General features: G+C 28.2%; 29 protein-coding genes and 1 pseudogene. 4 read left to right on the top strand and 26 right to left on the bottom strand.

The window, feature by feature from the left end; all coding sequences use genetic code 11:
- Positions 1-1875: 1875 nt before the first annotated feature.
- From CDLVIII_RS07460 to CDLVIII_RS31150, 3 genes are all read right to left on the bottom strand, one after another.
- Positions 1876-2082: a hypothetical protein gene (locus tag CDLVIII_RS07460; protein WP_009168832.1), complete on the bottom strand. Its 207-nt coding sequence runs from the start codon at positions 2080-2082 to the stop codon at positions 1876-1878.
- 44 nt (positions 2083-2126) lie between these two features.
- Positions 2127-2513, bottom strand: coding sequence for a hypothetical protein (locus tag CDLVIII_RS07455; protein WP_009168831.1), 387 nt, complete (start codon positions 2511-2513; stop codon positions 2127-2129).
- A gap of 121 nt (positions 2514-2634) precedes the next feature.
- A complete protein-coding gene (locus tag CDLVIII_RS31150; protein ID WP_009168830.1) occupies positions 2635-2799 on the bottom strand; it encodes a hypothetical protein in 165 nt (54 codons plus the stop codon).
- Between the two features lie 161 nt (positions 2800-2960).
- Between CDLVIII_RS31150 and CDLVIII_RS07450 the strand changes: the two genes are divergently transcribed.
- Positions 2961-3143: a hypothetical protein gene (locus tag CDLVIII_RS07450; RefSeq protein ID WP_009168829.1), complete on the top strand. Its 183-nt coding sequence runs from the start codon at positions 2961-2963 to the stop codon at positions 3141-3143.
- Between the two features lie 993 nt (positions 3144-4136).
- Here CDLVIII_RS07450 and CDLVIII_RS07445 read toward each other — a convergent pair.
- The 21 genes and pseudogenes from CDLVIII_RS07445 to CDLVIII_RS07340 all read right to left on the bottom strand — a co-directional run bounded on the left by CDLVIII_RS07445 (position 4137) and on the right by CDLVIII_RS07340 (position 21215).
- The gene (locus CDLVIII_RS07445) at positions 4137-4841 is read right to left on the bottom strand and encodes a DUF2971 domain-containing protein (protein WP_009168828.1); all 705 of its coding nucleotides are present in this window, start codon (positions 4839-4841) and stop codon (positions 4137-4139) included.
- On the bottom strand, positions 4838-5026 hold the full coding sequence (locus tag CDLVIII_RS07440) for a hypothetical protein (RefSeq protein ID WP_009168827.1): 189 nt from the start codon (positions 5024-5026) through the stop codon (positions 4838-4840). The genes CDLVIII_RS07445 and CDLVIII_RS07440 overlap by 4 nt, the downstream gene beginning before the upstream one ends.
- A 223-nt stretch (positions 5027-5249) precedes the next feature.
- Positions 5250-5459, bottom strand: a complete 210-nt coding sequence (locus CDLVIII_RS07435; RefSeq protein WP_035301696.1) for a hypothetical protein — start codon at positions 5457-5459, stop codon at positions 5250-5252.
- A gap of 392 nt (positions 5460-5851) precedes the next feature.
- A complete protein-coding gene (locus CDLVIII_RS07430) occupies positions 5852-6367 on the bottom strand; it encodes a hypothetical protein (protein ID WP_009168826.1) in 516 nt (171 codons plus the stop codon).
- Positions 6368-6480: 113 nt separating this feature from the next.
- Positions 6481-6846: a hypothetical protein gene (locus tag CDLVIII_RS07425; RefSeq protein WP_009168825.1), complete on the bottom strand. Its 366-nt coding sequence runs from the start codon at positions 6844-6846 to the stop codon at positions 6481-6483.
- The gene (locus CDLVIII_RS07420) at positions 6837-7295 is read right to left on the bottom strand and encodes a hypothetical protein (RefSeq protein WP_009168824.1); all 459 of its coding nucleotides are present in this window, start codon (positions 7293-7295) and stop codon (positions 6837-6839) included. Before CDLVIII_RS07420 ends, CDLVIII_RS07425 begins: the two co-directional genes overlap by 10 nt.
- Before the next feature lie 419 nt (positions 7296-7714).
- A complete protein-coding gene (locus CDLVIII_RS07415; protein ID WP_009168823.1) occupies positions 7715-9583 on the bottom strand; it encodes a PAS domain-containing sensor histidine kinase in 1869 nt (622 codons plus the stop codon).
- A gap of 89 nt (positions 9584-9672) precedes the next feature.
- Entirely contained in the window at positions 9673-9807 is a 135-nt protein-coding gene (locus tag CDLVIII_RS29735; protein ID WP_009168822.1) for a cyclic lactone autoinducer peptide, read from the bottom strand.
- A 1-nt stretch (position 9808) separates the two neighbouring features.
- Positions 9809-10471 (bottom strand): accessory gene regulator B family protein, encoded by a 663-nt coding sequence (locus CDLVIII_RS07410; protein ID WP_009168821.1) that lies wholly within the window; start codon positions 10469-10471, stop codon positions 9809-9811.
- Positions 10458-10925 carry a hypothetical protein gene (locus tag CDLVIII_RS07405; RefSeq protein ID WP_009168820.1) on the bottom strand — a complete coding sequence of 156 codons (468 nt, stop codon included), beginning with the start codon at positions 10923-10925 and terminating at the stop codon, positions 10458-10460. The genes CDLVIII_RS07410 and CDLVIII_RS07405 overlap by 14 nt, the downstream gene beginning before the upstream one ends.
- A 731-nt stretch (positions 10926-11656) precedes the next feature.
- Positions 11657-12532 (bottom strand): annotated as a pseudogene (locus tag CDLVIII_RS31845) (IS66 family transposase).
- Positions 12533-12666: 134 nt separating this feature from the next.
- Entirely contained in the window at positions 12667-12876 is a 210-nt protein-coding gene (gene tnpB / locus CDLVIII_RS07390) for a transposase (RefSeq protein WP_242835957.1), read from the bottom strand.
- Between the two features lie 91 nt (positions 12877-12967).
- Positions 12968-13297, bottom strand: a complete 330-nt coding sequence (locus CDLVIII_RS07385) for a hypothetical protein (protein WP_009168819.1) — start codon at positions 13295-13297, stop codon at positions 12968-12970.
- A gap of 81 nt (positions 13298-13378) precedes the next feature.
- Positions 13379-13630: a hypothetical protein gene (locus tag CDLVIII_RS07380; RefSeq protein ID WP_009168818.1), complete on the bottom strand. Its 252-nt coding sequence runs from the start codon at positions 13628-13630 to the stop codon at positions 13379-13381.
- A gap of 19 nt (positions 13631-13649) precedes the next feature.
- Complete coding sequence (locus CDLVIII_RS07375; RefSeq protein WP_009168817.1) at positions 13650-14126, bottom strand: hypothetical protein; 477 nt, start codon at positions 14124-14126, stop codon at positions 13650-13652.
- 781 nt (positions 14127-14907) lie between these two features.
- Positions 14908-15588: a ribose 5-phosphate isomerase A gene (gene rpiA, locus CDLVIII_RS07365; RefSeq protein ID WP_009168816.1), complete on the bottom strand. Its 681-nt coding sequence runs from the start codon at positions 15586-15588 to the stop codon at positions 14908-14910.
- Positions 15581-16261 (bottom strand): HAD family hydrolase, encoded by a 681-nt coding sequence (locus CDLVIII_RS07360; protein ID WP_009168815.1) that lies wholly within the window; start codon positions 16259-16261, stop codon positions 15581-15583. Before CDLVIII_RS07360 ends, rpiA begins: the two co-directional genes overlap by 8 nt.
- Before the next feature lie 169 nt (positions 16262-16430).
- Positions 16431-17402, bottom strand: coding sequence for a Gfo/Idh/MocA family oxidoreductase (locus CDLVIII_RS07355; RefSeq protein ID WP_009168814.1), 972 nt, complete (start codon positions 17400-17402; stop codon positions 16431-16433).
- A gap of 67 nt (positions 17403-17469) precedes the next feature.
- Entirely contained in the window at positions 17470-19404 is a 1935-nt protein-coding gene (locus tag CDLVIII_RS07350) for a fructose-specific PTS transporter subunit EIIC (RefSeq protein WP_009168813.1), read from the bottom strand.
- 17 nt (positions 19405-19421) lie between these two features.
- A complete protein-coding gene (gene pfkB, locus CDLVIII_RS07345; RefSeq protein WP_009168812.1) occupies positions 19422-20324 on the bottom strand; it encodes a 1-phosphofructokinase in 903 nt (300 codons plus the stop codon).
- Between the two features lie 36 nt (positions 20325-20360).
- Entirely contained in the window at positions 20361-21215 is an 855-nt protein-coding gene (locus CDLVIII_RS07340) for a MurR/RpiR family transcriptional regulator (RefSeq protein ID WP_009168811.1), read from the bottom strand.
- A 394-nt stretch (positions 21216-21609) separates the two neighbouring features.
- On the opposite strand from CDLVIII_RS07340, the gene CDLVIII_RS07335 reads away from it, so the two are divergent.
- Positions 21610-22434: a PHP domain-containing protein gene (locus tag CDLVIII_RS07335; RefSeq protein WP_009168810.1), complete on the top strand. Its 825-nt coding sequence runs from the start codon at positions 21610-21612 to the stop codon at positions 22432-22434.
- Between the two features lie 278 nt (positions 22435-22712).
- On the opposite strand, the gene CDLVIII_RS31840 is transcribed toward CDLVIII_RS07335, so the two are convergent.
- Positions 22713-22895 carry an aldo/keto reductase gene (locus tag CDLVIII_RS31840; protein WP_242835955.1) on the bottom strand — a complete coding sequence of 61 codons (183 nt, stop codon included), beginning with the start codon at positions 22893-22895 and terminating at the stop codon, positions 22713-22715.
- A gap of 296 nt (positions 22896-23191) precedes the next feature.
- Here CDLVIII_RS31840 and CDLVIII_RS07330 point away from each other — a divergent pair, with 296 nt between their 5' ends.
- Both CDLVIII_RS07330 and CDLVIII_RS29200 read left to right on the top strand, forming a co-directional pair.
- Positions 23192-23950: an IS630 family transposase gene (locus tag CDLVIII_RS07330; RefSeq protein WP_035301694.1), complete on the top strand. Its 759-nt coding sequence runs from the start codon at positions 23192-23194 to the stop codon at positions 23948-23950.
- Positions 23951-23975: 25 nt separating this feature from the next.
- A complete protein-coding gene (locus CDLVIII_RS29200; RefSeq protein ID WP_050816239.1) occupies positions 23976-24242 on the top strand; it encodes a transposase in 267 nt (88 codons plus the stop codon).
- Positions 24243-24273: 31 nt separating this feature from the next.
- Here CDLVIII_RS29200 and CDLVIII_RS07325 read toward each other — a convergent pair whose 3' ends face one another.
- Positions 24274-24768 (bottom strand): aldo/keto reductase, encoded by a 495-nt coding sequence (locus CDLVIII_RS07325; protein WP_242835857.1) that lies wholly within the window; start codon positions 24766-24768, stop codon positions 24274-24276.
- Positions 24769-25185: the final 417 nt, after the last annotated feature.

Here is a 25185-nt window from a genome sequence, read left to right as displayed (position 1 = left end):
TAACATAGTTAATATTATAAATACAAAAATAAAAGCTCCTAACATATTTTTGTTTTCTGCTACAGTAATTAAATTTTTAATAAAAGTTAAAATTTCTATAAATAAACACCCCCTTATATTTTTTTGTATACTCCAATTATATAAGCTCTATACTTTAAATATAATATTACTCATGCTCTATAGTGTTTTATATACCAACATTATTGTCTAGCAAATCAGTTTTTTAATGAAAATATTAATATACTTCAAGTCAAAGAAAATCTACGTTTTAAAAAACCTCATTTAATAAAGTTCCAACCTCTCCTATATTCCATTCAGCTTGAACTAATTAATATCTTTTGATTATGCTCGTTACACTCGTAAGTTAATGTTTCCCTCATCTATTCTGCTTACTTTAAATTTATTTCTAAAACTTTAAGTCCAGAAAGAGTCAATTCGTAATACCAATACGCTCTGCTCCTTGGCATTACATTGACACTTTCTTCTGCAATTACTCTAAATGTAGAGGCAGGATTAAAGGCTGCGCCTTAAAATCCCATAGTTAATATTTCTCTCAGCAAAAGGAGTTAAGATGGACAGAATAAAGCTATTTATAGTTATGATGTAATTTTAAATTTAGCTATAGCTTTATTCTGTCCATCTTTTGTAATCCAATAACGTCGCTTTGCTCTTAAGGAAGAGAAGTTCAAGCTAGTTTATAGATTTCACTATTTTTAATGCATACATGTTATTGTGGTATATTCTAAATCGTTATAAAATCTATATATCTTGAACTTCTCATTAATTGTTGTAGCCTGCGGCAGCAATGAATAAATCTATAAAGAGCACCGCGTGCTCTTTGTGGCTGCGCCACTTCATTAGTTTAGTTTTATTTCTACATACTTAATTTAAATTCTTTCTATATACAGCTAACTAACTTATAATATTTCACGTATCTATATTGTTATATTATAGCTATTATTGATATACCTATATACGCATATCCTAAAGGACAAGTTTTTTAACTTGATAATTATCTGGGCGCCTTAACCACCACCCAAAAATGGGACAGGTCATACAGCTAGAGCTACTAAGCTTATAAAAGTCTCCTCCACAGTCGGAGCCTTTTATAAACTAAGTATCTCTACGCATTAGACTAGTCCATTGTTTGGATACCCGGTGGGGCGTAGTCGGGTTGACAGGTTTACAGGTCCATTTAAACATTGCGAATAGATAGTATTTTCTTTATATTATTGTATAAAAACTAGTCCACCCCTCCTTCAGAAACCATAGTTTATTATTGATATTTCGGTACTTGATAAATTGTTGGATCTTGTTTTGGAAAATCTGAAACAAAAGTATATTGGCCAGACAAGCTGGCAAGATATTTTTGGGGGCTTGGACGTGCTATCACCAATGCTGAGATACAATTTAAGAAAGGTGATAGCAATTCCATTTTGTACAGGCTTTATGCTTTATGTAACTAAGGTATATTGCTTAATGAACGCTTTAATGTCCAATAACTACAAATAATAAAAGATATTTATGGAAATTATTTCTAGCCATTCGGCATTAAAGCTGGTATATGACTTAAATATGATAAAACATAAAATTAAGCCTGCACAAAAACGCCCCCTGGTGAAAATTTGTAGAATACTCTTAACCATGTTTTTTCATAGCTTATGGTATATTTATTTAAAAATATAGTAAAGATACGCTTCGCTTTTTATCTTGACTATATTTTTAAATAAATATGTGTGGTCACTATGAAAAAATCTATGTCTTAGTATGCTGCTCAGTGGGACATGCCATTCCAAGGGTTGTCTATGTTTCGATATCTATGGATTGTCCATCTTTCTTCTTAAGGGTTTACCCATAATTATATATTCCTTTCAATTATAAATTTTCCCTATATGTATTTAATAAAGTTTCAGTAAATTTTAATGACGTATTTAAATAAGTTTTTATACGGTTAATTTCCCCTTTAATATCATGATTTACAATAATTGCTGTTACTGATACTTTATTAACTAAATTAAATGCTATTTTGGTAGCTTCATAGACCTGCTTCATTTTTTCATATTCTAATTTATTTGCATACATTTTACTGCTCCTTAACTGTTAGGGGCTTAAAGCCCCTTATGTATTTAAAATGGAAGTTCATCCCCTGATACTCTTTCGAGTGTATTTTGATGTTCTGCGTCTATTTGTTTATAATATTCTTCTTGTAAATTATTAAGCTGCTCATTAAGTTCAGTCTCCCAATCTAAAAAATGACTATTATCAATATCACTTCTAACTGCTTTCCAAAACTTATAATCTTTTTCATAAATACTATAAATTCCTTTTCTTCCTATGTTCTTTTGAAAACTTAGTTTTAATCCATAAAGACTTAATCTAGCACCATCATACTCAATAATTATTGAGCCATCTTTTAATCTATAAGCTGTTTCAGAAAATCTAAAGTCTTCAAGTTCACTCAAATATTTGTACTCTGCAATTAATGTTTTTGATTCATATTTTCTCTTTTCCACTTTTATGGCCACCTTTTTTTATCTAATCTTCTCCCATATTTTTATTATGCCCACTCATAGAAATTCAATACATTTTTATGTACAAAAAATTACCTTTTTTAGGTACCTTAAATTAAGCATTTTATTCTCCTATACACATTTTCATAAATGATCTTATTGTTTTACTTACATCTTTTCCATTTCTATAACAATATTCTTCGAACTTATTGTATAATGCCATATCACATTCTAAATGAACTTGCTTTGTTGGTGGTTTTTTAGCTTTCAATTTCTTTTTTTCTTCCATTGGTTTTCCACTCCCTTCTAGTAAAATATTCTATCCATCTATTAAATTCCTTATACAGTTTTTGTACAAAAAATATTTCATTTTTGTACAAGCCATATAGAATATTTGTTCTCATAATTGGCAATAATTATAATATCAAATCAAGAAAGGACTTTACATATATGAGATACTTTTCATTCACAAGATGGCTTACAGTTAAAGAAGGATTTAATTCATTGACTCATTATAAAGGATGGCTAGAAATTATAGCAGAGAAATCTAAAGATAATGCACAAAAAACTGATTTATTTTACCATGAAAAATATGAACATTGGCAAAAATACCAACAAACTGAATTGGATTAGAGTTTCCCATCTAATCCCTAATAGATATATTGAAAAGGATTGATTACAATAACCTTCGCAACCTGGCTAAAAAAAGAAGAAGGATTTACATCTAAAACACAATATGATTGCCTATTAAACACCTTGCCTTATGAAGCAAGAAGAAAAGTAAGCCTTTATTATAAAGAAAAATACAAATATTTTATTAGTACCAATCCAAAACAGCTTGAACTTAAACTGAAATAATTCTGAAGAGGTACACCTCTTCAGAATTACTTTATATACTTAATTCCACTAATAAAATATAAAAAATTAACACTAAACGCTAATGTACGTCTAAACTAAAACCAAAACTCAAAGTATTGAAAACCTACAAAATTAACTACCTAAATTATAGGACAAGCCATCTGTTGTTTTTGGGCTAATACTTAAGCTCCATAGAAAATAAATATTGTACATGGGTGAGATCTCGCAATCCCCTTTACAATATTTATTTTCTACTGGTATAATTGCTCTCCTAAAAAACATTATTTTAAGCATGCTCTTTTATTAAAACCATAAAATTTACCTTTTCTTTATTTTAATTATAAACTTATGTCTTACAATTTTCTTTAGTACTAGAGCTTGTTTAAAATTTCCTTATTGGTATTAGTATACCTTAAAACTACAATTTCTATAAAAAAAGAATGCTCTACTAGGGTGTAATAGACCATTCTAAATACTGGTTATCATTTATTTAATAAGGGGTAAATAATGTATATCTATCTTATACATTTATAATATAAGATAAATATGTCAATGATGTGACAATGTATAATTTGACTACTTAGAAACAATAACTCCTTTACCTTTTGATTCTAATATTTTATCACCAAAATAATTTACTATTTCCTTACTTATATTTTCCTTAGAATTTGATGGTCCTAATGTTATACTTTTTATAAGTCTTTTAGGAATATCTATCTCAATATAATCTTGTGTTTCATATTCACTCTTATATTTTAAATTATAATTTTATTTCACTTGAAAACGCTTATCATTAAAATATTTTGATACTAACATAGCTCTAATCTCATTTTCAACTTTCCAATAAGGATTTTTAATAAATGCTCCAAATTGAGAGAACATTTCAGATAAATTATAATATCGATCTGGATCAGTATCTCTGAATAGTTTCATAATGTTCAATGTTTTTGCAATATCCTCAAATTGTTCCTCCTTATCATACAAAACTTTTCTAAAAATGCACTCAGTACCATATTCTCTTTGCAAATAAGACTTTAATTCAGCCTTAGAAAATTCGAGACATATCCCCTCATTATTAGTATAACTATCCCAAAGAAATCTATTATCTCTTTCTTCGGTAAAACATATAACATAAGGGTAGCTTGCTCCAATTGCAATTTGAATAACATCTTCACTAATATTGTCTGCATCTATTCCTAAAATTTTATATAGTTCATCTAATTTAAATTTTTCTATTAATTCCATATAAAAGTTTTCTAGAACATTTTCCTCAACAAATTCTTTGTACATATATCTCAAATCTTCATTTTTTAATTCTACTAAGTCTTTCTTAGCTTCTATTGCATAATTTAGTGCTAAACTTGCATCGCTATAATTTTTAGTAAACGAATAAAACATAAGATCCTTCAGTACTCTTAAACTTATACTCTTTTCAGCATAAAGAACTTTTTTGTAGTATCTAATATATCTCAAATTTCATCAGAACTCCAATCTGTATCTAAAGCTAAATAATCTTGTGCTTCTGAAAAATGTTCACTCATGTAAATTGTATCTGTTTTATCATTTGATGTAATACTTCTTGTCGCCCATATTTTTTCGTTTTTAAACCATTCTTTTAATACAAAATTACTAGTATAATAAAATATTGAATCAGACATAAACAACCACCTAACTTTTTATGATAAACATTCATTTTTTTACTCAAATATAGGTATTATACCATATTATTAAATTTTAGAAGAAAACTTTTTTATTCGTTCTACATCTTTTCTCCTTTTTAAACTGAGTATTAATAAAAAAATGTGGGCGGCTGGGGGCGTTCTTGTGCAAGTTTGCCTGTCACATAAAAGTATGAGCTGGATTGGAGCGAAGGTGTGTCTTTTAGCTAAAAATACCATCATCTATAATTAATTCAAAGGTACTTTTAGCTATAGGACACATCGAGTGAAAAGCTAAGCGAGCCTTTGATGGGACTAGCAAACTTGTATAAGATGGACCTGCCATCTTGCTGGCAAGTCCAAGCCCCCCCCACGCCCGCAAACCGTCCGCTGAAAGCCACCAAACCAATCTCCAAACTATGACGGGTGACAACGAACGAGCCACTACGACACGAAGTCTGCGCCCCACCGTGAACCCAAACAATGGACTAGTCTAATGCGTACAGATTCTTGCCTTGTAAGAAGCTTGAGCTTGCCGAAAGACTTTTACAAGGTTAGAAGCTAGCTGTATGACCTGTCCTTTTTTAGGTGATAGGTTAAGCGCCAAGATAATTATTCAATAAGTTAATTTATCCTTTAGAAAACATGTATACAGTAGCAACTACCATATATAAGAATAAGTATTTACAGTTAATTATATTTATATGAATATAGTGATAATTACTTACATAGAAAAATAACAAAAGAACTATGTAATGACGCAAACACAAAGGAGCACTCAGTGCTCCTTAATAAATTTATTCCTTAGTTATTTATTTAATCTTTTTATATTATTTTCTTCTTATATGCTTCTTTAACAAGTTCTTTTAATTCATTATGATGCTTTTCTATACTTTTAACATTCTGTTCTACTAAATATGGGCAGTTAGTCCATAAGTTCGGATAATTTTCTTTAACATATGAATAAAGTGCATTTTTTTCGTTTTCTGTGGGTATGTTTTTAGGCGCAACTGGTATAGGTATTGTATCTCTTAAAGCTAACTCATCAGACGTTGTAAAAGCATAATTAACAAAATTAATCAAAGAATTATTAAGCTCTTCTTTGTCCTGTATATAACATCCATTTTCATCCAATCTGGCTCTATGAAATGATATAAGGTCTAATTCATGAGGTTTACGATTTACTGTTTCATAGCATAATATTACAAGTAATACTTCTTCATTTGCTAAACTAGGAACTGCTTTATAAGTTGTACTATATGTATAAGGTAAACGCTTTGGTTTAGGTATTTTATGTGCTCCATTTTTATCAGATACGTACAAATACATAATCCCGCTCACAAAATCACTCCTTTAAAATTCATTTTGTTTTTTCACCTATTTTATACCGAAGAATAAATTATTACAATACCAAAAGGTTACCTAAATTTCTATATGTAATCTTTATTATATTTTTAAATTAAAATCTTGTCTGTATAATAGTAAGTACTTTTATTTATTTCTTTAACTTTACTTTTACTTATATATCTCTGTACCCCATTCATAAATACTAAATAATACTCATTATATTCTAAATAAATATTGCACGTTATCTCTTCTGTGTCCATCAAAATTATGTAAGTGAAGTTTTCATTTAAAGTTTTTGCAATTTCCTCCATACTATTTAATATTATAAAAAATGTTAAGCTTATAAACGCTATAATTCCATATGTAGTAAAGGTAGATATTTCTTCTACGCTAAGTGTGTTTATAAATATAAAATTTCTACCTTCTTTTAATAACGACATTTGAAGCATTGGATAATATATTATTACAAACATAACAATGATGATGTTATTTTGCTCCCCCTAATCCATAATCGCATCTTATTGCTTACTCGTTTTATACATTTTCTTTCTAATTTATAAATAAAATATTTTCTTAGTATAGAAAAACTAACTACCAAACATGAAAATGAATTCAAAAATAGAATAAGTATTGTTGCAGCAATTAAATATGCTACTCTATCCTGAGTTATTATATCTGTAGATTTTATATTCATCATACTTCCTTTAGTTAATATAAATACTATAACCAAAACTATATATATAATTATGATACTATACATAATCCATATTGTAATTATTTCAAAAATTGACTGTTTACCTGGAACATTTTTATAATTTAATTTGATGGTTTCTATAAAAAAATTTCTACATACTTTTATATAAAAACTTAATACCGCTCCTACTGTTGTTAATGTTAATAATAAATTTCTTAAATAATTCATCATCATTCCCCTATCGTTGTATATTTATATATTATTACATATACGCAAGAAAAGCACCTATATTTCCATAGATGTTCCCCCTATAACTCAATATTAAATATAACATGCACAAATTCAAACAAATTAAATTTATGAAAACAAGAGTATTCTGTTCATTTATAATCCAATGTATTTTGAATATAGTTAACTTATTAGATTCAACATAAGGAGTATTTCTACCTACAACTATAACCAAATTTACTTCTGCATACTCTAGGTTATTTAAAACATTTATTTATAAATAAAAAGATAATTCTAAACAAACATCCTTTACATTATCAGGATAATTTGTCTAAAGTGTACTTTATTTTAATAACTTGCTATCTGTTTCTAAATTATCGATAATTTTACTTTTCATTTATCTAATACTCATATGAATATTAGATTGAATATATATCTGAAAATTCTATTTCTATCCGCTCAACATGTGTTTTAAAAAGAACTTTATTTACATATGCTTCCTCATCAGCCAATTCCACTGGTAATATTATTGTAAATTCGCTTCCTTTCCCTTCAATACTTTTAACGTTTATTCTACCATTATGCATTTCAATAAATGATTTTACAAGATATAAACCTATACCGCTTCCTTCACATTGCCTGGAAAGTGAATTATTTATCTGTCCGAATCGTTCAAATATAAAATCAAGCTTATTTTGAGGCATTCCTTCCCCTTCATCCTTCACCTTAATAATAATCCTTGATTTTTCATCTATTATATCAATATATATATTTCCATTAGAGTGACTATACTTAAGAGCATTTGATATTAAATTTAGCATTATACGCTCCATCATATCATGATCAAAACTCATAATTTTTTCTTCAATATCTGTATCAAATATAAGATTTATATTTTTACTTTTTACATATAGAGCCACTGATTGAACTATATCTTCAATAACACTGACAATATTATCATTTTTTCTATTCAATTTTATAAATCCAGAATCTAATTTAGTTATATCTAATAAATTATTTATAAGTCTAGTCATCCTTAAACAATTTTGCTTCATTACTTTCAAATAAGATTTACACTTAATTGTATCATCAGATTTATAGTTATTTAGATAAATACTTATAGTCTGAACAGCCGCATAAATCACATTAACAGGTGTTTTAAGTTCATGAGACATATTAGTAAAAAAAATTGTTATAAGATTATTAAATTCTCTAGTCTCATTAAGTAATTTTAAATTCTTTTCTACATCTTCTTCTAATGTTTCTAATTTTTTTTCTGAAGTTATATCAATCAAAAGTGTTAATATTGCTGATGTTTCTTTGTAAGTAAAAAAAGCTGATGTATTACGTACTGGAATAAGATTTTCCTCACAGTTTAATATATTTTCTTCGTTTACAATTTTTAAAAATTCATCTCGAATAATATTCGAGTACTTCTTTTCAATATTTTTTTTAACATCTTCTGGATAATAATCATAGAAGTTTCTACCATTTAAATCAATAGGGTTTTTATATCCTAACAGTTTAGCCGCACTTTCATTAGCATATATAATTACTCCGTTCTCATGTACGATAAGTGCACTCAGAGAATTTTCAAATATCATATCATAACAAAATTTATTTTTTAAAAGTAACCTTTCTATTTCACATCTTTCTTTAATTACCTCATCTAATTCTGTACGTAATACTTTGAGCTTTTTGTCTTTACTTTTATTACGTTCCTTCTCCATATCAACATAATACCCAATAATCCAAGCAATAAAAATAGCAATACATGAGAATATTAGCTCTCCTTGCAAATTTTCATTAATTCCATTGTTTAATGGGGTATATAATAAGCCTGATAAAGTTATAAGACTAGATGAAATTATTGACGTTATGACGCCATAACGAGAGCCATATTGAATTGTTGAAAATATTATTACTAATAAAAATAAATATTTATATTCATTTTGAGAAAATTTTAATAAATACATGGGAATTGAAATAATTGATATATAAAATGTATTTTCAAGAAACCATGAGACCCATGCTATTTTAAATATATTTAAGGATTGAACTATTCTACTGGTGATTATCAGCCACGCTATGCAACATATTCCAATAATTATAAAGAAAAATCCAGTTGTATAAACATTAAATTGCCCATTCTTTTCTATATTTATATTAATAAAATACCTAGTTATATTTATATATACTATTATGCTTATAAACATTACTATTGAAACCTTTATAATTGCAAGCATTGCTGATAGGTTATCTCTCTTTTCATTTATAAATTTACTCATAAAACCTCCTAAACACATATATAAAGTAAAGCTTGCTAATTTAGTGAAATTAGCAAGCTTTACTTTATAGTTCTAAACACTTTTTTGAGTTATTTTCTTAAGCACTTTGGTTCTTTAGGTTGAAATGTACTTACAGAACAAGCTGATGCTGATACTGATAATGCCATTTTTGTGCAAATGCTTGCTGAAAGTTTAGTCAATAACTTATTAACTTGATTTTTCATATTATTCACCTCCCATATTTATTCGATTTTTTAAAATAAAATCAAATTTATTTAATAAGCTTATACCTTTTTTAGTAAGAGTAATTGCCTGCCAGAAAAGTCCAATACTTATAGTCTCTATTAATTTTATATTGTATACTTCTAGGTCTGTCATATTAATTACAAACAAACCTATTATTACAAAAGAGCAAATAAAAATTACTATTATAGATTTTTTTCTAAATGCCTCTCTCATTTTGATATCAGTAATTGGCTTCTGTATACTATCTACAGGCGCATTCCTCAAAATTACCAACAAAGTAAAGATTACACAAGCTATACTCATTAATATAACAGTTGTAATATTAAACTTATATAATATCTTATCCACGGAAAGCCCAACGGCTAATGCTAAAAACATACCTATTATAGTGCATCTAAGAGGTGAAGAAGCATGCGCTCCACCTGAATATTTTCTTAAAATTGATACACTGATAGTAAATATTAAAGCTTCACAAAGAACCCCGAAAATTAAACCTGCAATTATAACGCATGTGAATGCAGATATAATTTGGATTAAGTTTATAGCACCATATATAATAATTTCTTCTGTATCATTGTCAATGTTTAAAACACTCTTAGCATTCTTGCCTATTTTAACCGCCATCTTTTCAGTTAGAGACATCTTCCACCCCTTCTTTCATTTTTAAAAAATATTTTATTATAAATATTGATAATAATAAGAATATTAAGGATGGAAAACAATATATAGTCTTTTTTAATGGATTTGCAAATTCAATAACTGTATCTATTTTCAAAAAATCAAGAGTCACCATATTTATAAATTCTCCTAAACAGAGAAAGAAAAACATTATTAAAGTACTAAAAATAGCCTTTATTAAAGGTATTCTTATAATAACCATAATACTTATAATTAGAATCATATTTATTATCATATGTACTCCAAAATATATTGGAAGCCATCGTACAAAAAAAGTAGCCAAAGATAACATAACGCTTGATACTATATACTTAGTAGTATTTATAGATTTACCAGATATTATATGAATTCCCCATATTAAAACAAATAATTCAGGAATAGTTCTTAGGAAAAATTCTGTATAAGTGAGCTGCAACATTATAATTCACCCCTTTCCATTTTAAGTTGACATAATACCAAAAATTATTCAATCAAACTTTCTTTATATATAATTCTATAACTTTCTTATATTTCCTTCAATTTTTAATATTTTTTACAAAAATATATCTTATTTTCCAATTAGGATCATAGAGTATTTTTATATCCCACATCATGCTCATATTCCTTGATGATAAAATCATCAGTACTATTTTCACTTTTAATAAATACTATGCAACTAGTTCACATCAAGGCAGATTCAAATTATCAAATAATAATATTCAATTACACAATGAATTTAAAAATAAGTATAAAAGCATAAATAGCGATAGCTTTATTCAAGATATAAAACAATCAATATCAAAAAAATAGATAATTTGTCCATTAACCATATAAAATAAATGTATTTATTTTATATGGTTAATGGGTAAGCGCCAAAGAATCGACGCGTAGCGATAGCGCAATTTAAGTGATAAAATATACCCAACAGAAAAGTTTAAATTCTCTGTTAGGTATATTTTTATATGTAAATAATTATTTGGTAGTCTTGACACGCAGTTGATCTGGAATGTTTTCCGACCATGGCATACATTTTTCTAGTATATCCCTTTCTTTAATTTCCGAACTTGCTAACACTTCAAATAAATATACTAAATACTTTTCAATTGCTAAGCCATTGGCTTTAGCCGTTTCAATAATACTATAAAGAAGTGCGCTTGACGATGCGTCTTTTTAAGTCTTGGAAAACATCCAATTTTTTCTGCCAATTACAAATGGCTTTATAGATCTTTCAGCTGCATTATTATCAATTTCAAGACATCAGTTCGTTAAGAAAGTTCTCATATATGGCAATAACTTTTGCGCATATGCAAGAGCTTTATCTAAAGGACTTTTAGGAAGAGCATCAACAATTTCATTATCTACATATTCTTGAAATTTTTTAAGGATAGGGGCAGATTTCTTGAGCCTTATTATATGTCTATAAGCATAATAATCATCACTACCCATGTATTGTTCCCTTAGCTCTTTTTCAATTTCATAAAGTTACTCACAATAATTAAACCCCTCTAATGCGTGTGATTGCTTTAAAGCTTCATGGTTTAATGATGATACTATCTCAAAGAATTTTCTTCGGATATGAGCCATGCAATATAATCTTTTTATATTTTTAACCTTATTATAGCCATCATATCCATCTGTTTGAAGATAGCCTGAGAATCATTCAAGAAATTCTTCTGCACAAGATCCAGATCTTGTTTTTTGATAATCATATAGAATTACTGGATTTTCAATGCCTCCGGAGCGATATAACCACATGAATCTTTTTGAGTTAAAATCTTTTCCATTTTCTTCAATAACCTTCAGGTATGTTTCATCGGCATGTATATAATTTCTTTTTAAGAGCTCCTCTTTCATATAGTTAAAAACAGGCTTAAGCTCAGTTGCACAACTTATTATCCAATTAGATAATGTCTGTCTTGAATCAACTTGCTCACTAGATTGTCCAAAAATTTTTCTATTTTTATTAAGAAGTTGTCCTTTAAGAAAAGCTAATTCCTTTTTTAAATTATCAATTTCTTTATCTTTTGATTCAATTTGTTCTTCCATTTTAGAAATCAATAATTTTGTTTTTTCATCAAGCTGATTCTCTAAATCTAAAATATCCATTTTCATACCTCACAATAAATATAGGCATATATTACCACAAAACCCTTAATTCCGAAACTTGTAAAAGTTCAAAATTAAGGGCTTATAGCAATATTTGCTTTAAAATCTGTTTCTTGCTTAAATTTAGACTTAGTTCTAACTTCATATCCCATAAGCAGCCATTTCAATTTACTATTTTCAAGTCGAAAATAATATAGCCAGAATCCTTCATCAAAGTGGAGGATTTTTATTCTATTCATTTTCCTATTACAAAAAACAAACAAGGCTTTTTCAAACGGATCCAGCTTTAGCTGCGTTTGTAAAATAACTACTAGTCCATCAATGCTTTTTCACAAATCTGTTATACCACATGCAAGATAAACTGTATTAACTTTATTAAGATTGAACATTTGTAATCATATCCTTAAGTAAATTACTCAAAACAGCTATTTCATTAGCCGGTATATGTATTTTTGCGGCTCCTATTTCTATTATTATATTAGGCCCATCAGCTGGAACTACAGTAAATTCAGTTCTTACTCTTTCTTCTCTCATGGAAATTGCATGAAACTGTAAATTATTATTTTCATTCTTAAACTTCTTTTTATAGTAATAGAATTGACTTTTAGTAATGTGATTTGCATTGCAGAAATTTCCTAACGTTCCTTCGTAAGAAGAAACGCAAGCAACTATTTCTCTCCAATTTATATTTTCATTATTATTCATATAAATAAACCTCCATTGTTAAAATCTATGCTAATTTTAACAATAGAGGTTTACATCTTCTATCCGTTAATTTTTTTACGATTACGTTTTATATTCAGTAGCTGCTACATTATCAATTAAATCAATTAAATCAGTTATACAGACATTCTCATATTCTTTGTTTTCACGTTTTAAACTTTTAGGAGAATTTAATATTATTTTTTTAGCTTTTGTTTTACATATTTTTAGTTCTTCTAACTCCATAATCTTTGAATTAAAATTTTGTTCATTAATATCATATAATAAATAATCAGTCGCTCTAAGATTATTTTCAATAATATTTTTATACATCATCTTCAATTCTAATTACTATTTATGTATTGAAAGTTATAGGCTCTTGAATAACTTGTATAATTTTCTCCTTTGTAAACGAAAAAGGTTTTTTTAAAGAAAATACTGGTATCATGTTATCATAGAGTGAAATATCTTTTAGCTTTCTAATATATTCCTCATTGTTGTTATTTAATTTATATGCTAATTCCAAACTATTTACCTCTAAATTTCTTCCATATTTTTTAACATCGAATCTAAAATAATCAATAAACACTTGTGATTTATTAACTATTCTATTTATTTCTTCTAAAGTTATAATATCATCTGGTGTCTTAGTTTTTTTAATCTTTTCCCTTTTTGTTTTTCCTGGTTTTAATTGCATTAAATATTTACCATTTTCATCAACTTCATATTTGGGTTCATACATATCATTCAAAATTTCAAAAATAGGAATAATTCCATTAGAATAACAATAATTTAATTCCTCGTTTCGAGTTTTCATAATAGGAATATACATCTTATTTCACCCCCGCTTGTTAAATAAATACATATTAAAATTTTAAGCATTAATATATCTATAACACTTATATAATCATATTACCAATTCAATAATATTCTGTAAATATTTGCTGCATTATTTGTTTTATCCTACTTTTATATAAAAACTCAAGCTATATCTTTCATATAAATCGTACCTGCTAATTTGGCTTATAACCTCAACTACTTGACTATTTTGGGGTAAAGAAAAAGACACATTGAAGATAACTTCAATGTGTTCTTTATAAACTATAACTTCTTTTCCAAAATCTCTTATAAATTTTTTACATTCTGGAATATTTCTGCTAATTACTTAACAAGCTTCTTACATCTGCTTCTGTCAATATTTGATTAATATTCTTAGGCCTAATTTCTGATAGCTTAACTTCTAATTCAATCTTTCTATTTTTAAGCTCATACATTTTAGATTTGAATTCTTCTTGAACAAATCCATTTGTTATAGCGGTTACTATATTATTAATTTAACCTGTAACTTCATCTATTTTTTTAGTAATACTGCTTTCTTTTCTACATCAACTTTGTTTTGCTTTTCAAGGTTATTCTTAATTCATTCTGTATTGTAGATTTTTAAATTTTTGTGGTTTTGATTGTGGCACTACCCGTGACAATAAAAAAACACAACCACCTGTAAGCAGCTATTTAAGCCACATACAAATGGTCGTGGATTTTATGGTGGAGGCGAAGCGTGACCTTTAAAATCCACCACCATAAAAAATTTACTCGAGAACCAATATATAAATTTACTTTTTAGAGATTACTCTAATACCATCTATGTTAGAAACTAATACTCTATTAACTACATTAACAAATAATGAGGTATCAATAACTCCACAAATATTTTTCAGACTGTTTTCAAGTTTATAAGCATCAGTAACATTTTCAAAACTTACATCTATTAACAAGTTTCCATTATCACTTATTGTAAAACCGTCTTTGGCAGAACTATTTCTAATTGTTAATTTTCCACCTAATACTTCAATTTTTCTTTCAACATAGCTTAGTGAATCTTGTAAAATTTCAAGTACAACAGGTTGCTTAAACGTTAATGTATCTGAAACTTTAGTATCGTCTACAAGAAGTATATAATCATCAGTCATGCTTGCAATTAATTTTTCCTTAGTATGGATTCCACCACCACTTTTTAATGCATTTAGATTTAGATCAACTTCATCACATCCATCAAATGCTACAAATACCTTATCAACAGAAGAAGTATGAAGAACTTCTAATCCATTTTTTATGCAGAGCATTTGTGTTTTCATTGAAGGGGTAACCACCTTAACATTAAGATATTTATCTTCTTTTATATAATCTATCAAATAGGATATTGTGCTACCTCCACCTAGACCTATTATAGTGTTATTTTTTATATATTTTAGAGCTTCTTTTGCACAAGCTTTCTTTAAATCGTCACTAGTCAATTTTATTTTCCCCCTTTATATTTTTTATAATATCTATAATCGCACTAGGATGATCAATTACATATTGGGGATTATAGCTTTCTAATTCTTCACGGCTTCGAAATCCCCAAGTAACGCCAACAGTATCCATTCCAGCTCCAATTCCTGTTTTCATATCGGTACTAGTGTCTCCTATATATAAACAATGCTCTGGTAAAACTTCAAGCTCTTTTGCCGTAATAATTGCGCCTTCTGGATCTGGCTTTCTCTTAACATCATCCTTTTCACCGGATATTTTATCAAAATATTCAGTACCAAATATACCTTCCACATTATCAATAGTTCTTTCATGAGGCTTATTAGATAAAACAGCAATTTTGATGTTATTCTTCTTCAAATAATCCAGCATGTCCTTAATTCCATCATAAGCCTTCACTTCATGCATACAATGAACCTTAAAATATTCCATATAGGTAATAAGCGCATCCTCATAGTGAATTAGGTCCTTATCACCACAATAAATTAAAGCTCTTTCAATTAGCTTCTTATATCCATCACCGATAAATATTTTATAATGCTCTTCATCTACAGGTCCTAATTCATATTTTTTTAAAGTTAGATTAGCAGTATAAGAAATAGCCTTAATCGAATTTATTAAAGTACCATCTAAATCAAAAATACAACATTGATACATTTTATACATTCTCCTATTCATTTATAATTAGACACAAAAAGATCATGCCACTATTATTGCTTATTTTGCACATTAAACAAATTATATATCTACAAAATATGTAAATACAAATGCCTATTAATGAGAAAATCTTAATACGCATTTGTAATGTTATAACTTTATTATACTTTTATTCAAAAGGATATACAAATCCCCATTGATTTCTTACCTCGCTTAATAAGTGAGTTACATCTATTGATAATTGAAGTTGATCTTGACCTGTTTTATTTGTAATATAGTTCTGCATATCCTCTACTTCATAACTAAGCGCTTTTGATGTTTCTCCTAAATGAAGTTCTTCTGTTCTTCCATCTTCTGTATAAGTAATAGTAGCTTTATCAGCTCTTGGATAATTATTTACTTCAATGTATCCAAGCTCTCCAGCAACAACTCCACGTTTTGGTTGCTTTGCCCTCATTGTTAATGCCATTACTGCCATTTGATCACAATCATTTTTCATAATTATACCTGATTGTTCATCTACTCCAGTTTCAAAATATTTTGCAGTAGTAAGTACAACATTAGGCTTACTTTCCATAAAGTATCTTGCAAATGAAGTTGCATATACACCTATATCTAATAATGCTCCTCCCGCTAGCTCTTTACTAAAGAAACGATTTTTCACATCATATTCTTTACAGCTTCCAAAATTAACTTGTACCATCTTTACCCTACCTATAGCCCCTGAATCAACTATTTCCTTTAGTCTCTTATATAGTGGCATATGGTACATTGTCATTCCTTCTGCAACAACTAAATTCTTTTCTTTAGCAATTGCTACAACTTCATCTAGCTGTTTTGCATTTACTGTAATTGCTTTTTCACAAAAAACATGTTTTCCATTCTTCACTGCCTTTAATAAATATTCATAATGTAAATTATGAGGTGTTGAAATATATACTATATCTACATTAGGATTTTTAATCATAGCATCACAGTCATTGTAAACATTTGCTACCTTAAATTCATTTGCAAATTCTTGTGCTTTAGCTAAGTTAATATCACCAACAGCGTAAACTTCACCATTTACTTCATTTAATGCAGTTGCCATCTCTCTACCTATATTACCTGTTCCTAAAATTGCCCAATTATATTTCTTCATTTTTCATTCCTTCTTTCTAATATATTAGGTGCACCAGCTTGTACACCTCTTTGCTTTACTTATTTTATTAATTTTCTTCTTCTAAAGGTTTCTTTAAGGCTGCAAGTATAATACATCCAACTACAGCTCCGCATACTAATGAAACTACATATCCAAAAGGGTTTCCTATTAAAGGAAGTACAAATATTCCACCATGAGGTGCTCTTAATGTACAATTAAAGAACATTGATAATCCTCCTGCAACTGCTGATCCTGCTATACATGACGGTATAACTCTTAAAGGATCCTGTGCTGCAAATGGTATCGCACCTTCTGATATGAATGATAATCCTAAAACATAGTTAACCAAACCTGATTGCCTTTCTTTCTTTGTAAATCTGTTTTTAAAGAAAGTAGTACATAATGCAATTGCCAATGGCGGAATCATACCACCTGCCATAACAGCAGCCATAACCTGGTAATTGCCCTCTGCCAATTGAGCGGTTCCAAATACATAAGAAGCTTTATTTATTGGGCCTCCCATGTCAGTAGACTGCATTCCTGCAACTACCATTCCCAGTAATATCTTACTTGTTCCACCCATTCCATTTAATAGATTTGTTAATCCTGTATTAATATATCCAACAAAAGGATTTATTATTGTAGTTACAATTGATACTAATAAAATACCTACTACTGGATAAATTAAAATTGGTTTAATACTATCTAAAGCTGATGGTATTATTTTATTACATGCCTTCTTTAATCCAATAACAATATATCCTCCAATAAAACCAGCTAATAAAGCACCAAGGAAACCTGAGTTAACATTTCCGCCTGCTGGATTAAGAAATGTACTTCCCATTTTCGCTATGATTCCACCAACAAAACCAACCGCTAAACCTGGACGATCTGCAATACTCATTCCTATATAACCTGCTAATACAGGTAGCATCATTCCAAAAGCTTGCTCACCAACTGTTTTTAAATAAGCTGCTACTGGTGTGTTTTTTCCAAAATTAGCTGGATTAATTTCATAATTATCAAGAAGAAATGATAATGCTATTAATATACCACCACCAATAACAAATGGAAGCATATGGGATACGCCATTCATAAGATGTTTATAAATAGAACGTCCTAAACCTTCTTTTGTTGTTGAGTCTTCTGCAACATCCTTTGTCCCATTATGGTGGTATATTGGGACATCACCACTTATGGCTTTGTTTATTAACTCTTCTCCTTTATGAATCCCATCAGCTACCTTTGTACTGATTAGTGGTTTTCCATCAAAGCGAGCCATATCAACATTTTTATCTGCAGCAATAATTATACATTCAGCTTCTGCAATTTCTTTTTTTGTAAGAACATTTTTTGCACCATCTGCACCATTGGTTTCTACTTTTATTGGTACGCCAAGTTTTTTACCTTTTTGCTCTAGGTTCTCTGCTGCCATAAAAGTGTGTGCTATTCCTGTTGGACATGCTGTAACAGCCAGTACCCTGTATGTACTTTCTTTTTGAGATTCATTGTTCTTAGCTTCTTTTGGAAATTTTTCTGTTTCCTTTTTATCAATTATACTTAGAAATTCATGTTTATTTTTAGATGAAATTAGTTTATTTCTAAAATCTTCGTCCATAAGAATAGTAGATAGTCTGGCCAAAACTTGAAGATGAACATCAGCCCCATTTTCTGGTGCTGCAATCATAAAAAATAATTTAGCCGGCTGACCATCAAGTGAATCATAATCTACTCCATCTGTTACCACCATAGCTGAAAGTCCTGCATATTTTACAGCTGCATTTTTTGCATGAGGAATTGCTATTCCATCACCAATACCCGTAGAGCTTAGTTTTTCTCTTTCCAGTACTCCTTTTTTATACTCTTTAATATCACTTATGTTTCCTGATTTCTCCATAAGATTCACTAATTTATCGACAACGTTTTCTTTCTTGCTATTGCTAGTACTAAATTTAACATTAAGTTCAATACTTTCTTCCTTTAATAAATCTTTAATTCTCATAAAAAACCCTCCTAAAATTATAATAGATTTAATAAACTTATTACTTTTTCTTTAGTTGCTAACTCTTCAGAAAATGCACTTGTACTGCCAGTTGCAATTCCCATTTTTAATGCTTTCTCATAATTATTATTTTCTAAATATCCAGCAATAAAACCTGCCACCATAGAATCTCCTGCTCCTACAGAATTTTTAACTTCTCCTTTTGGAACTTTTGATTTTAATATTTGTTTGTCCTCTGTAATTAAAATTGCTCCATCTCCAGCCATAGATATAAGTACATTTCTTGCACCTTTTTCCTGAAGTTTTTTAGCATAATATATAATATCGTCATCATCTTTAAGGAGCACATTAAACATTTCTCCAAGTTCATGATTATTAGGTTTTATTAAGAATGGTTTATATTTTAATACATTAAGTAATAAGTTCTTTGTCGCATCTACCACAATTCTTATATTTTTTTCTTGTAATGTTTCCATAATTTTTTCATATATGTCTTCATTTAAAGTATTAGGAATACTTCCAGATAAAATTAATATATCTTTCTCTGTTAATTTTTCTAGTTTTTTAAATAATTCATTAATATCTTCTTTTTCAATCTTCGGGCCTTGTCCATTAATTTCAGTTTCTTCATTAGATTTCAATTTAACATTTATTCTAGATAATCCACTTTTTACTTTAATGAAATCGCTAGAAAAACCTAATGTTTCTGCGCCTTTTTCTATAGCCTCTCCTGTAAAGCCAGCAATAAATCCTAATGCAATACTTTCATATCCCAAGTTTTTCAAAACTGTAGATACATTTAAACCTTTTCCACCATAGTAAATATCTTCTCTTTTAGTTCTATTTACTTGTCCTAATGCAAAATTATCGACTTTAATTACATAATCTAGAGCTGGATTAAATGTCACTGTGTAAATCATAATAATTTCCCCCATATTCATTAAATAATAGATTTTTTAAAATTTATCATCAGCAATAGACTGTTCATGTCTACTGATGCTTTCGTATACATCTTTTTTCCCTACCGTTAAGAATAAATATAAAATTTCAATCACCATGGAAGCAGATACCCTGGAAAAATAGTATTCATCTAGAAATAACTTTTCTCTGGTTGCTGTTGTAATATGATATTTACTAGACATTGCAAGTGGTGAATGTTCATTATTGGTGATAGAAATAGTAGTTGCCCCTTTTTCATTAGCAATGTCAATCATATTCATTAATCTTTTAGATGCTCCTGAGTTAGATATTGCAATTATCACATCTTCTTTAGTCAAATTAAAAGTATATGCAATTTGAGTTTCCCAAATAGTATTAGATACTGTAGGAATGCCAATTTGATTAAACTTATATGTTCCATCTAAAGCTACCGGAATTGTATTACCTACTGCTACTAATTGGACATTTTTTGCATTCTTAAGTAAATCCAAAATTTCTTTCAATTTTTTTTCATTTATCATAGAGACTGTCTGTTTAAGCTCCTCTATTTTATTTGCTAGGATATTTTGCAATGATTGCCCAATATTATATTCATCAATATCATTAGATACTGGTATTTCATGTTCTTTTGATTCCACAATTTCTTTTGCTAGGCTAATTTTTAGATGATGAAAACCATTCATATTGCATTTTCTACAAAATCTTGAAATTGTTGCTTCACTTGCACCACTTTCTGCTGCTAATTCTGCAATTGTCATTTCTATAACTTTTTCTTTGTTGTTTATAACATAATTTGCGATTTTTTTTTCCGCTTCAAAAAAATCATCATATCCTGCGAAAATCACATCTAGTACAGTTTTATTATTTTTCATATATTTTATCTCCTTTTCACAAAAGAATATTAATAAAAACATTCTTTATACAATAATGCATAAATATTCATTAATACATCCATGAGTAATTTTTTCTATCATTTCTACATTCACTATAGTATGACATGTTAATTTTGTCAACACTATTTATATGAAATTTTATTTCACAGAGATGTCATATATAATTTTAGGAATTGCTTTAAAGCACTAATACACTAACTATATATACATTTCCAAGCAATTTTTTTTCATATAAACATATTGCAAAAAAATATTTTTCATGATATTTTGTTTATTATAAAGATTTAACTATTATAAATAATTAATAAAATTCATATTTAGATTAAATGTAAAATTTAATCTAAATATTACATTACGTGGATAGGAGGAAAAAATGAAAGCAGATTTGCATAATCATAGTATTTTATCAGATGGAGTTTTAAGTATAAAAGAAATTATATATTGTTCAAAAAAATTGGATTTAGATTGTATTTCTATTACAGACCATGATACTTTAGCCGGAGTAATCCAAGCCTATACTTTAGGTGAGAAATTAGGTATATCTGTGATACCAGGAGTTGAAATATCAACTGTAGACCATAAAACCAATCGTTCTGTTCATATACTTTGTTATTATCCAAAGGATATATTTAAACTTCAGAAATTTTTAAATAGTACTTTACTTAATAGAGAAAAGGCTAAAAGAAAAATGGCACAAATGGTAATGGAAGAATATCCCATTACCATAGAACATATAGAACACTACAGTTCTAAAAGTCAATCTATGTATGAGACACATATAATGCAATCTTTAGCAGATTTAGGTTATACAAATGTTGTAATTGGTGATTTATATAAAGAGCTACTTTCAAAGAGAGGAAAATATTATGTGCAAATCACTTATCCAAGCGTATATAAATCCCTAGAAATAATAGCAGAAGTTGGTGGAATTGCAGTTATGGCTCACCCTGGGCAATTTGATTCTATTGAATTATTAGAGGAATTAGCAGGAAAAAAGCTTATTCAAGGTGTAGAATACAATCATCCTAAAAACTCTAAAGAAACTAAAAAGCAAATAAAAGATATTGCTAAAAAATACAATTTAATTATGACTGGTGGAACAGATTTTCATGGATATTACTCAACTACTCCTAATCCAATTGGATCTTTTACATGTCCAGAAGGTGAAGTTGAAAAACTAATTAAATTAGCAAAATAAATTTTTCTTTATTAATATTATCAATAGGTATTAAGTCTATTTCTGCGCAAAATCTTTATCCCCGGTGCAGAAAAGAAGTAAATGCATCTCTCCTAAGCTAATATTGCTTCTCTGAAATTAATTTGCTTTTAGATTTGCTAAAATAGATACTAAAACAAATAAACCGTATTGAAAAAAATTCAATACGGTACATTAATAAAAATAAGTTTTTAGCTTTTTATATGCAGCATATTTTAGACAAATTAAAAAATTATATTAAAGAAAGTAACTTATTTATCTTATATTTTTAAATAAACCTCATCTGGAGCATGGCCATTTCGTTGATTTTTACTTAGCGAATCTATAACTTTAATTTCATCAACAGCTAGATTAAAATCATAAACATTTGCATTTTCTTCAATTTGAGATGGAGTACTAGACTTTGGAATTACAATGGTTCCCTTTTGTAAATGCCAACGAATGACTATCTGTGCAATTGACTTATTATATTTATTTGCTATCTTCTTAATAATATTATCATTTAATATAGCACCTCTCCCTAATGGGCTCCATGCTTCAAATGCAATACTTTGATTTTTTTAAATAATCCTTTAAGGAATTTTGTGTTAAATATGGATGATATTCTACCTGATTAATAACCGGTTTAATAACACTCCTTGAAGCTAACTCTTCTATATAAATTTTAATTACAGGTTGCTATTTAAATTTCTCATATATGGACATACTAAAATATCAAATATTTAAACAGGAGGCCCATATGAGAAAAAGATTAACTGTTAATACAAAGCATGCATCTTATAAAACTATAAAAGCATTATATACAAGTGAGAAAAATCCAAAAATTAAAACTAGATTATTAACTATCTTGCATTTATTTGAAGGCAAATCTAGTGTTGAAATTTCTCTTCTTTTAAAACAATCTGATGCTACAATTAGAACGACTATTCATCGATATAATAAATTTGGATTAGAGGGCTTGAAAGACTTAGAACACCCCCCAAAGAAAACAATTTTAACATCAGATGAACTTGCTATTGTTGATAATATTTTAAAAGAATCACCCTATAGTTCCGGTCTCAATTATAATAATTGGACTGGTGAACTTCTTGTAAATTGGGTAAGTTTAAACTTCAATAAAAAAATTTCACTTGGTACAGCTTATAATATATTTTCTAGACTTAACTACTCAAAAACTAGAGCTAAAAGATTAAGTAATAAAATTGATAAAGAAACTTTATCTAATTTTAGAGAAGAACTATCGAATTTGATAATATCAAAAGACGAAAATACTGTGATTCTCTATGAAGATGAAGCTATTGTAACATCAGAGCCGTCTGCGACTGCCGTTTGGACTAAAGTCGGAGTTCAGCCTATAGTTAAAACTTTACCAGGTGGCACAAGAAAAAGAGCTGTTATATTTGGTGCTACTAACCCTGAGACCGGTGATCTTATCTATCAGACTTCTGATAAAGGAAACTCAGATAATTTTAAGTCTTTTTTAAAATACGGTCTCTGAAAATTATCAAGATAAAAAGGTTATATTGAGCGCGGACAATGCTAGGTATCATCATTTTAAAGGTATAGATGATTTCTTAGAAGGTATAAAAAATATTTCTTTTTTATACCTTCCACCATATTGTTCTGAGTTAAATGCAATTGAGCACCTTTGGAAAAACTTACGCCAAGCTGTAATTCATAATACTGTATTTGAAGTTTTTTCTCAGTTAATTCAACAAGTTAAGTCACATTTAGATGCATTAAATTTGGACAAGGGTAAACTAAAAAAGCTTTGTTATTTTATACAGTAGGTTTACCCCGTATGATATTAGCAGTTAGTTATTAAAATTTATATAAATGATGAATTTCATAATTACTTACACTTATAGCTCGGACAAGTTTTTCATCATATAACTTTTCCAATGCATTCCAAGTTTCGAAAAAATGTTTTTTACTGGGCCAATGAATTAATAAAAGATCTATTTCATCTAACCGTAAATCTTTTAAAGATTGTTCTACCGATCTAATAGTACTGTCATATCCTTGATTAAAATCAGCTACCTTAGTAGTAATAAATAATTCACTTCTTTTTATTCCAGATTCACTTAATATTTTTCCGATTAATTTTTCATTTTCATAGAATTGTGCTGTATCAAAAGAACGATATCCAACTTCTAATGCCTTATTAATAGAATTATATCCTTCTTTTTCTTCATTAATTAGATAAATACCAAAACCATGTTGTGGAATTTCAACACCATTATTTAAAATTATAACATCATTAATTGATTTAATAATATAAGATTCCGCCTCTATATTAATAATTTTAGCTTCCATAAGTCTCTAAAAATATCTTCAACAATATAATATCTAAAAAACACTCTTTGTAAAAAAATTTCTTATATATCTCGTTCAAAAAATTAATTTTCACAGCAGAACATATTGCAATATATTATTCTATTTTGGCCTAGATCTCTTTTATTAGTATTACATAAAATTTCTTATTCCTCCAGCCACTATAATATGTATGAATACTAAGCTAAAACCCTTCTAGAAACTTTAATTAGATAAATTTCCGCCTATAAGCTGACCTGAAGCTAGTACTGCTCCTTCTCTTCCCCATTCTCTAATTGCGTCTATTTTTTCTGAGATTGTTTTAGATAATGGAACAGCATTTTTTATATAATAATATTATATAAAACCAATATGCACTTTAAAACGCTCCATTTTTGTACCGTATTTCTAAATAAGAAA

Origin of the sequence: Clostridium sp. DL-VIII, assembly GCF_000230835.1 — a bacterium.
Classification (GTDB): domain Bacteria; phylum Bacillota; class Clostridia; order Clostridiales; family Clostridiaceae; genus Clostridium.
Note: the sequence above shows the minus strand (reverse complement) of the source record. Positions and strands in the feature narration are given on the sequence as shown.